General features: G+C 41.3%; 9 protein-coding genes and 1 pseudogene. All 10 read left to right on the top strand.

The genetic code is table 11. The features are described 5' to 3' along the window. Positions 1 to 244: 244 nt before the first annotated feature. Positions 245 to 814: a 4Fe-4S dicluster domain-containing protein gene (locus tag Q0296_RS06070; RefSeq protein WP_298038065.1), complete on the top strand. Its 570-nt coding sequence runs from the start codon at positions 245 to 247 to the stop codon at positions 812 to 814. Position 815: 1 nt separating this feature from the next. Continuing rightward, a complete protein-coding gene (locus Q0296_RS06075) occupies positions 816 to 2,783 on the top strand; it encodes a proton-conducting transporter membrane subunit (RefSeq protein WP_298038067.1) in 1,968 nt (655 codons plus the stop codon). A gap of 9 nt (positions 2,784 to 2,792) precedes the next feature. Continuing rightward, complete coding sequence (locus Q0296_RS06080) at positions 2,793 to 3,713, top strand: NADH-quinone oxidoreductase subunit H (protein WP_298038070.1); 921 nt, start codon at positions 2,793 to 2,795, stop codon at positions 3,711 to 3,713. Between the two features lies 1 nt (position 3,714). Then, the gene (hyfE, locus tag Q0296_RS06085; protein WP_298038073.1) at positions 3,715 to 4,359 is read left to right on the top strand and encodes a hydrogenase 4 membrane subunit; all 645 of its coding nucleotides are present in this window, start codon (positions 3,715 to 3,717) and stop codon (positions 4,357 to 4,359) included. Between the two features lie 2 nt (positions 4,360 to 4,361). Continuing rightward, positions 4,362 to 5,843: a hydrogenase 4 subunit F gene (locus Q0296_RS06090; protein ID WP_298038075.1), complete on the top strand. Its 1,482-nt coding sequence runs from the start codon at positions 4,362 to 4,364 to the stop codon at positions 5,841 to 5,843. After that, positions 5,840 to 7,576 (top strand): NADH-quinone oxidoreductase subunit C, encoded by a 1,737-nt coding sequence (locus Q0296_RS06095; RefSeq protein WP_298038078.1) that lies wholly within the window; start codon positions 5,840 to 5,842, stop codon positions 7,574 to 7,576. The genes Q0296_RS06090 and Q0296_RS06095 overlap by 4 nt, the downstream gene beginning before the upstream one ends. Further along, on the top strand, positions 7,573 to 8,112 hold the full coding sequence (locus Q0296_RS06100; RefSeq protein WP_298038081.1) for a formate hydrogenlyase complex iron-sulfur subunit: 540 nt from the start codon (positions 7,573 to 7,575) through the stop codon (positions 8,110 to 8,112). The genes Q0296_RS06095 and Q0296_RS06100 overlap by 4 nt, the downstream gene beginning before the upstream one ends. Continuing rightward, positions 8,109 to 8,933 carry an NADH-quinone oxidoreductase subunit B family protein gene (locus Q0296_RS06105; RefSeq protein WP_149713519.1) on the top strand — a complete coding sequence of 275 codons (825 nt, stop codon included), beginning with the start codon at positions 8,109 to 8,111 and terminating at the stop codon, positions 8,931 to 8,933. Before Q0296_RS06100 ends, Q0296_RS06105 begins: the two co-directional genes overlap by 4 nt. After that, positions 8,930 to 9,274 (top strand): formate hydrogenlyase maturation HycH family protein, encoded by a 345-nt coding sequence (locus Q0296_RS06110; RefSeq protein ID WP_298038088.1) that lies wholly within the window; start codon positions 8,930 to 8,932, stop codon positions 9,272 to 9,274. The genes Q0296_RS06105 and Q0296_RS06110 overlap by 4 nt, the downstream gene beginning before the upstream one ends. After that, positions 9,274 to 9,538: pseudogene (locus tag Q0296_RS06115) on the top strand (hydrogenase 3 maturation endopeptidase HyCI); the annotation flags it as partial. The gene Q0296_RS06110 and the pseudogene Q0296_RS06115, both read left to right, overlap by 1 nt.

The following is a 9,538-nucleotide window of genomic DNA, read 5'->3' on the forward strand; positions in this document are numbered from 1 at the left end:
CCACGATAATATTGATATTTATAAGCATATCTTAAACTAATATAAAATAAAAATTTAATTTTAAAAATACAAAATTTGTCAGATAGATGACGGAATTTATTTGCTAGAAGTTATAAAATGGTTGCAAAAATTAGGAAGGAGCGTTTGAGATGTTAAATAAAAATTTAACTATCTCTATTCAGGTGATTAACAATCAAACTATTAGTGAGCAGGGCGGTCTTGCCTTGTTTTTTAGGAGGAATTTATGAAAAAACATAAATTTGTGATTGCCGACTCAAAACGCTGCATAGGATGTGCGACCTGCATGGCTGCATGTTTTAGAAGCGCTTATGAGCGCGGCAAGTTATCACGTGCAAGGCTAAGCGTCTTAAGAGAAGCTAGCGGCGTTATGCCGACTCAGTGTAGACAATGTGACGACGGCCCTTGCGCAAATGTGTGCCCAACTGGAGCGTTGCGATTTAACGACAATTGCATCGAACTTCACGAGGAAATTTGTATAGGTTGTAAGATGTGCACGATCGCTTGCCCTTATGGTGCGATAAGCTCAAGTGCAGAGCTTATGCCTTCAGTAAATTACGCTGTTGAGCCAAAATACTACCTTGAGGTAGAGTCACAATCAGGCGCAAAAAACATCGCTGTTAAATGCGATATGTGCTTTGGCCGTGAAAACGGACCAGCCTGTGTTGACGTCTGTCCAACAAGCGCTCTTATAATGGTAGATCCAGAAGAGGGCAAACATAAGCTTGGCAAGAAGATAGACTACGAGGCAGCGAATAAATTTGCTACTAAAATTTTAAACGGACAAGGAGCATAAGATGACTACGGTTTATATGCTATTTCTTGTAAGTGCCGTCGTTAGCATCTTGCTCTACTGCGCTCCAAAGGCCGCTGTAAAGGTTGGTTTTGGACTAAGTGCTTTAAGCTGCTTTTATGCGATGTGTCACTTCGTTGCAAATATGGGAGTAAGTGATAGCTTTGCTCTTATGGATGGCTTTTTGTATTCGCCAAAATTTGCACTAAATCCACTTGGAAATTTCTTCAGCTTTGTCGTTGTTTTCATCGGATTTGCAAGTAGTGTTTATGGTATGAGCTATGCAGAAGAGTACATAAAAAAAGCAAATGTTGGTGTGTTTGCATGTTTGTTTAACACATTTATCCTTTCAATGCTTCTAGTAATCAGCGCTGATAATGTATTTTGCTTTATCGTTTTATGGGAGCTTATGACTCTTGTATCATCATTCCTTATCATAGTAAATGATGGTAAAAACACTCTAAAAGCGGTCATGGTATATCTTGGCATCGCACAAATCGGTGCATTTTGTATCACCTGTGGCTTGCTTATCACTGCCTTCTACGCAGGAAGCACAGACTTTAGTGCGTTTATGGGTGTTAAGATGCCATTTGGCGCTTCTGTTGCTGTATTTATACTATTCTTGGTCGGCTTTGGTAGTAAAGCTGGTATGTGGCCATTCCACGTTTGGCTTCCACAAGCTCACCCAGCAGCACCATCAAACGTTTCAGCCCTTATGTCAGGCGTTATGATCAAAGTTGCTCTATTTACACTAGTTAAATTTACACTTTACCTACCACTTAGCACATATTTTGGTCTTACGATACTTACTCTTGGTGCAGCTAGCTCACTATTTGGTGTTTTATACGCTCTTTGCCAACACGACTTCAAAGCCTTGCTTGCTTATCACTCAGTTGAGAACATAGGCATCATCTTGCTAGGTCTTGGTACAGGAATTTATGGCGTTGCAGCTGGAAATTTAACTCTTGCAGCAGTAGGTTTTCTAGCAGGTTGCTACCACGTAGTAAACCACGCTATATTTAAAGGTCTACTTTTCCTTTGCGCTGGTTCAGTTATCCACGCTACTCACACACAAAACATGGACATCCTTGGTGGCCTTGCTAAAAAGATGCCATGGACAAGCCTTGGTATGTTTATAGGTATCATGGGTATCGCAGCTTTACCTCCAGTAAACGGCTTTGTTTCAGAGTGGTTTACATATCAAGGTATGCTTCAAGGTGCGATGGGAGAAGGAACATTAGTTAGATACGCATTTACACTTGGTGTTGTAGCTCTTGCGCTAACAGGCGTTTTGGTCGGTATGCACCTTAAACTTTACGCTGTTATCTTTGCAGGTACTCCAAGAGATCAAAAAATTTGGGAAAATGCTAAAGAGAGCCCAATAGGCATGGTTCTTGGTATGATCATCCTAATGATAGGCTGCGTTGGCTTTGGTCTTGGCGCAAACTACATAGTTGATTACATCATGCAAGCTGTAAATTCTATCGCTATAAGCGACTATAAAGCTAGCCTTGGTGCTATAAACGTAACTTCACCAATAGGCAGTATGATCTCAACTCCACTTATTGCTTTGGTTCTTTGCTCAACTATGATTTTGCCATTTATCATCCTTGCTGTTATGAAAGCAAACAGAGATAAACCACGCGAGACTGATCCTTGGGCATGCGGCTTTAAATATAGCTCACGTATGCAAATGACAGGTGGTCCATTTACTGGTGACCTTAGAAAGATCATGCAATGGCTATTTAGAGCTGATAAAAAGATCGTTACTAGAAATTATTTTGACGCGGTTGAATATCACAACCACCCAAAAGATATCTGGTGGGGAATGTTTTATGAGCCAGTCATCAAATGGTGTATGAAATTTGCTGATAAACTTGGCATCGTTCAAAGCGGATATACAAACGTCTATACGCTTTATATCCTAGTTTATCTATGTGCCATACTTGCTGTAGGCTACTTTTTAGTTTAGGAGACGAAAATGCAAACTATACTTTTAATGATATTTCAAGTAGTCGTTATCGTTTTGGTAGCTCCTTTGTTTGATGGTATGGCAAGAAAACTAAGGGCTAAACTTCAATCAAAACAAGGTAGCGATTTCTTTCAAACATATCGCGACATTATAAAACTCTTTAGAAGAGGAAGAACCGTCCCTGAGTGCTCACACTGGGTATTTAGATGGGCTCCATTTTTCCTTTTTGCAACTTCAGCTGCAGTGCTAGCTGCTATACCTATAACATATAGCAAAGATACTGTATTTGGAGCATATTCAGATATATTTGTGATCCTTTATCTTGGCGCATTGCTTAGATTTGTATTTGGTGCAGCTTCAATGGATAGCGGCAACCCATTTGCAGCAACAGGCGGCGGCAGGGAGCAAATGCTAGGTGTATATGTCGAGCCAGTTATGATCATGTGTCTAATCGTCGTAATGCTCGCAGCTAAAACATCAAATTTAGTTGAGATCCAAGAGATGGTTAAAACTGGCGTTATCGGATATCAAATCCCAAGCTTTGCCGTAGCTTCTATCGCATTTTTATGGTGCATGTACGTTGAGACTGGTAGAAAGCCATTTGACGTAGCTGAAGCAGAGCAAGAGCTTCAAGAGGGCTTACTTGGCGAGTACGCAGGTAGCGACCTTGGTTTGGTTCAAGCATCACTTATATTAAAACAGTTTGCTATGATCGGACTTTTCCTAACTATATTTGAGCCATGGAACTTTAGCAATCCTTTCTTAGCTATCATCATTTTTGTGATAAAAACCGGAGTATTTTACGTAGCGGCTGTCTTTATAGACAACTTTGGCCCACGCTTTAGAATGACTTCATCTTTACGCAAAAATGCGCTTGGTGCACTTGCTATCTCGTTTGTTGCACTAACACTTTATGTAGTAGGAGTGTGAGATGCAAACTTTAGACGCACTAGCAATTTGCATGATCGTAACTTCGCTTGCGGTTTTTGGTCTTAGAAATTTAAAGCTATCTATCATCGCTTATGCGGTTGAGACATTGCTTTTAGTTAGCATATTTTTCTTGCTATCTGAGAAATTTAATGCCGAACAGCTCACAACTTGGGCGATCGTTGCGTTCTTTACCAAAGTTATTTTTGTACCAGCTATCTTATTCTGGCTTGTTAAAAAGCTAGATGTAGTTAGCGAAGATGAGCCAGTTGGTGGATTTTTCGTAAGCCCTGTTATTGCTATGGGATTTTCTCTAGCTCTTTCAATGAGTATCCACCCTATATTTTTAAAATTCTCTCTTATCAAAGAAGAGATCATGCTAATCGCAGCTGGAACAGTATTTATGATGGGAATTTTTGGCTTTATGCTAAGAAATTCATTTGTAAAACAAATTCTAGCTTACTGCTTGTTTGAAAACGGCATCCATCTAAGCCTCGCTCTAATGGCTTATAACTCACATGAGCTAGTTGAGCTTGGAATTTTAACAGATGCGATATTTGCTGTTATCATAATGAGCGTTCTAGCGATTAGATTTTATAAAGCTTATGATAGCTTAGATACTTCTAAAGCTTCAAATTTAAGGGGTTAGAGATGGATAGTTTAGCTTTAATACTTATCTTACCGCTCCTTGGTGCTTTGATCTTGTTTTTAAGTCCTAAAAATTATGCGGTATTAAGCGGGCTTCACGTTTTGTTTTCTGCTGCGACATCAGTGGCTTTACTTAACAATGTTCTTAAAGTTTTAAGTGGCGGAACTTTTTATAGTTTTGATAAATTTTTATTCTTAGATAGCTTAGGCTGTGTTTTCTTAGTGCTTATCGCCGTAACTGGATTTATAGTAAATTTCTACTCTATCCACTATATGAGATGGGAACTTGAAGATGGACACATCCACTTAAGTGATCTTAAAAAATACTACGCACTAAGCCATGTATTTATCTTTACAATGACTTTAAGTGTTATTTGCAACAACGTTGCGTTTATGTGGGCAGCTATCGAGGCTACTACACTAGCTTCTGTATTTTTGGTTGCTATTCACAAAGATCAAAAATCAACAGAGAGTGGTTACAAATACATCGTTCTTTGCTCAATCGGCCTAGCATTTGCGCTTTATGCGACTGTTCTTCTATACTCAGCTACATACAGCACTCTAGGAGATGGTGAGGCTTCTATGCTATTTTCTGGAATAATGGAAAATGCTAAAAATTTAAACCCAGATGCAGCAAAACTTATCTTTGTATTTGCTCTAATTGGTTTTGGTACAAAAGCTGGTCTTGCTCCAACACACACTTGGCTACCAGACGTTCACGCTGAAGGTCCAGCACCTATCTCAGCCTTGCTTTCAGGCGTACTTTTAAAATGTGCGATGCTAGCACTTTTAAGATACTACGCTATCACAGCTCAAGCTGTTGGCTTTGGCTTTGTTGAGGGCATAATGATCGTTTCAGGAACTATCACTCTATTTGTAGCGGGATTTTTCCTAATCAGACAACACAACGTAAAAAGAATGTTTGCATATCACTCAATCGTTCACATGGGTGTTATCGCATTTGCACTTGGTGTTGGTGGTAAATACGGCTTATTTGCAGCGATATTCCACTGCTTGGCTCACAGCTTTACAAAAGCTTTGGCATTTTGCTCAACAGGCAATATCGCAAGAATTTACGGCCACAAAGATATGAGTAAGATGGGCGGTATGGTTAAGATCGCACCGATCACCACTATAATGTTTGGCGCGGCTGTTTGCTCACTTGTTGGTGTTCCAGCGTTTGCTATATTTGTTAGCGAATATAATGTCTTTGTTGGAGCTATCACAAGCGGTCAATACATCGCAGTTGCACTATTTGCTATTGCACTTGCAGTTATTTTCATAGCTGACTTTGCACACTTTAATATGGCAAGCTTTGGCGAGCCAAAAGGTGTGATCGTTCACAACAAAGAGATGAGTTTGTTAGAGAATTTACCTCTTATAGCACTTTGTGCCCTTATCATAATCTTTGGCGTATGGCATGTAGATAGCTTTTATACGCTAGTAGATAACGGTGTTAATATAATGATGGGAGCTTTAAAATGAGAGGCGATAAATTTGTAGAAATACTAAAAACTAAAGTAAAAATTTTAGAGGTAACTCGTCAAGCAGACGATCAGATCACTGTTTTAGTTGATAGAAACGACCTCCCTTTAGCAGTTAAAACGCTTTACTATGATATCGGTGGCTTTTTAAGCACAATGATACCAAATGACGAGCGCCAGATAAATGGTAGCTACGCGCTTTACTACGCTATCTCAATGGAAGGTAGCAAGATGACTGAGGTGGACGACTTTGCGGCTGAGGATAAGTGCTTTATCACTGTTAAAACGCTTATTCCAGGAAGTGATCCGACATTCCCATCTGTCACTCCGCTAGTACCAGCTTGTGTTTGGTACGAAAGAGAAGCATTTGATATGTACGGCCTTGTAGCTGAGGGCTTGCCTGATAAAAGGCGTCTAGTTTTAAGTGATGACTGGCCAGACGGACTTCACCCACTTAGAAAAGATGCGATGGATTATCGCTACCGCCCTGATCCAGTTGATCACAGAGATGAGCCTGATGCGGAGTTTTTATTTCCAACTGGTGATGCAGTAGTAGACGTACCGCTTGGACCACTACACGTTACATCAGACGAGCCAGGTCACTTTAGACTTTTCTGTGACGGCGACGAGATCATCGACGCTGACTACCGCTTGTTCTATCAACACCGCGGTATGGAAAAACTCGCTGAAAACAGAATGAACTATGATCAAATGGGCTATCTTGCAGAGCGTGTTTGTGGAATTTGTGGTTACGCTCACGCCATCGCTTGTATAGAAGCAGCAGAAAAAGCTATCAAGCTTGAAATTCCACTAAGAGCTCAAGCTATACGCGTCATCTGTCTTGAGATTGAGCGTCTTCACAGCCACCTTTTAAATATCGGTCTAGCTTGTGAGGTTACTGGTAACTACAACGCATTTATGCACATCTTTAGGGTGCGTGAGTACTCTATGGAGCTAGCTCAGCTTGTAACTGGCGGCCGTAAAACATACGGCAACGTCGTTATGGGCGGCTTAAGACGTGATATGACAAACCACGAGATCAAAAAAGGTCTTGAGATCATAAATAAACTTGACATCCAAATTTCAGAAATTTGGGATGCAGTTATGGAAGATAAACGCCAGCTTGGTCGCTGGAAAGGCGTAGGTGTGCTTGACCGTCAAGTAGCACGCGACTTTAGCCCAGTTGGTCCAAATATGAGAGGCTCTGGCTTTAAACGTGACAACCGCTACGACCACCCATACGACTTCTTCAAACAGATAGAATTTGAAGTAGCAGTTGAGCATGGTTGCGACGTATTTGCTCGTGAGATGGTTAGATATAAAGAGCTAAAAAGCTCTATCCACATCATCCGCCAGTGCTTTGAGCTAATGCCACAAACTCCGATCATGATCGACCCTGTGACTATGATCAAGCCTGAGAATTTCGCACTCGGTCACGACGAAGCACCACGTGGTGAGAACGTCCACTGGATCATGCAAGGCAGCGCTCAAAAAGTATATCGCTGGAGATGTAGAGCGGCTACTTATAACAACTGGCCAAGCCTAAGATATCAATTCAGAGGCAATAACATAAGTGACGCAGCACTTATCGTTTGCTCACTTGACCCTTGCTACTCATGCACCGAGCGTGTTACATTAGTAGATGTAAGAACTAAAAAGAGCAAAATTTTAACAGAAAAAGACCTTAAACAATTCTGTCAAAATGGCGGGGTTAGCAAAAAGGATTTAAGATGATGAAGTTATTTGACATAACAGAAAAATATGGAAAGGCGACATACGCCTATCCATTTGAGCCATACATTGTGCCTGAAAATTTCCGTGGTCAGCCAAACTACACATACGATCTTTGTGTAGGTTGCGCAGCCTGCGGTGTTGCTTGTCCTAGCAACGCTATTGAGCTAAAGATGAATGGTGATCAGTCAAGACTTGTTTGGGAATTTGACTGCGGTCGCTGCATATTCTGCGGTCGCTGCGATGAGGTTTGCCCAACAGGAGCTGTTCGCCTAAGCGATAGCTTCGAGCTTGCGGTTAAATTTGACAAGAGCGCTCTTATCCAAAGGGGCGAGCTTGAGATGCAAACATGCAAATGCTGCGGCAAGCCATTTACGCCAAAAAGGCTTATAAATTTCACCCTTGAAAAGCTTGGCACAGCAAATTTACTCCCAGGCAGACTTGAAGAGGCAAAAGAGTATCTTTTTATCTGCCCAGAGTGCAAGAAAAATCAATCTGCTGAGAGGCTAACAAAAGGCGTTGAGGAGGCTATAAAATGAGTCTATATCAAGTCCCAGAGGACATAAAAACAGCAAATGACCTAACTGCAAAGCTAGAGCATTTAAAAAATATAAAAAGAAGCTTTAGTGTTTATAGGATCGACTGCGGAAGCTGCAATGGTTGCGAGATCGAAATTTTCGCTGCTATTACGCCGATGTGGGACCCTGAGCGCTTTGGCTTTAAACTAGTAGCAAACCCAAGACACGCTGATATCTTGATCTGCTCAGGTCCAGTCACAAGACAGATGTACTACCCACTACTTCGTGCGTACGAAGCAGCTCCAGATCCTAAGATCGTAGTTGCTTTTGGTGCTTGTGGAAGTACGGGTGGAATTTTCCACGACGCTTACAGCGTTTGGGGCGGTATAGATAAGATCATACCAGTGGATGTTTATATCCCAGGCTGCCCTCCACACCCGGCAAGCGTTATCTATGGTCTTGGCATGGCTCTTGGCATCATCGATCAAAAGCTTCAGAAAAAAAGCTATGAAAACGACAGCACTACACCTCCGCCAGTTGAGAAGTCGGTAATGGGAGATATCTTGTTTGAGCGTGACTTGCAGGCTGAGAGTAAAAGGCTGATGAGCTATATCTTTGGTAGAACGCTATTTGAAAAATATATGAACGCTATCAAGGGCTCAAGTGATATTCACAACCCAAGTGCGTCAAGAGAGGCTGTGCTTGCAGCTATTAAAAAAGAGGAAGACCCAAGATATGCCGAGTGCATGGGACTTTTACACAACGATGTCTATCTAAAATATGCAAAAGCCGACAAGAGCTTTGCGATAGACGTTGATAGCGAGGTTTGGAGCAAAAGATGATACAAGTGTTTAAGCTTACAAAAAGGCATATGGACGACAACGACAAACTTCCACGCGAGCTAAAGGAGGTAAAAATTTTCTCTACTTGCGTGGGACACGGCGTTGGCACGATAGACTTTAGTGAGAAGGTTTTAGAGCTAAGCGACGAAGAATTTGACGAGATGATCAAAAACTCAGGCGAATATGTGAAATTTAAGATCGGAAATTTAAGCAAGTATTTTGAAGTTGAAATTTTTGCTGAGCATATCGTGCGACTTTTGCCACAGCTTTGCGAGTGTAAGCTTAAAGAAATTTTGGCAAATTTAAAAGAGGGATATGTCGTGCTTAGGAAGGACTTTTGATGAAAAAGGCCATCCTTTGCATCGGTAATCCTATGCGTGGCGATGATGATGTTGGCAATGAAGTCGGCCGCATCGTAGAGCAGGAGCTAAAAGAGTGGAAGGTCTTTTTTGGGCAAGATGTGCCTGAGAATGAATTCTCAGCTATTAGAGAATTTGCACCTGAAATTTTGATAGTGGTCGATGCGATGAGTGGATTTAGCGAGGATAAGATAGAGTTTTTTGACCTAAGTGACGATAGAGACTACATCTACTCAACCCACAACC

It is taken from the genome of uncultured Campylobacter sp. (assembly GCF_937890585.1).
In the GTDB taxonomy this organism is placed as follows: domain Bacteria; phylum Campylobacterota; class Campylobacteria; order Campylobacterales; family Campylobacteraceae; genus Campylobacter_A.

Excerpts from the sequence above, each read along its gene's own strand:
- Q0296_RS06080 (WP_298038070.1), top strand. The coding sequence starts at position 2,793 with ATGCAAACTATACTTTTAATGATATTTCAAGTAGTCGTTATCGTTTTG.
- Q0296_RS06100 (WP_298038081.1), top strand. The coding sequence starts at position 7,573 with ATGATGAAGTTATTTGACATAACAGAAAAATATGGAAAGGCGACATAC.
- Q0296_RS06070 (WP_298038065.1), top strand. The coding sequence starts at position 245 with ATGAAAAAACATAAATTTGTGATTGCCGACTCAAAACGCTGCATAGGA.
- Q0296_RS06105 (WP_149713519.1), top strand. The coding sequence starts at position 8,109 with ATGAGTCTATATCAAGTCCCAGAGGACATAAAAACAGCAAATGACCTA.
- Q0296_RS06095 (WP_298038078.1), top strand. The coding sequence starts at position 5,840 with ATGAGAGGCGATAAATTTGTAGAAATACTAAAAACTAAAGTAAAAATT.
- hyfE (WP_298038073.1), top strand. The coding sequence starts at position 3,715 with ATGCAAACTTTAGACGCACTAGCAATTTGCATGATCGTAACTTCGCTT.
- Q0296_RS06090 (WP_298038075.1), top strand. The coding sequence starts at position 4,362 with ATGGATAGTTTAGCTTTAATACTTATCTTACCGCTCCTTGGTGCTTTG.
- Q0296_RS06075 (WP_298038067.1), top strand. The coding sequence starts at position 816 with ATGACTACGGTTTATATGCTATTTCTTGTAAGTGCCGTCGTTAGCATC.
- Q0296_RS06110 (WP_298038088.1), top strand. The coding sequence starts at position 8,930 with ATGATACAAGTGTTTAAGCTTACAAAAAGGCATATGGACGACAACGAC.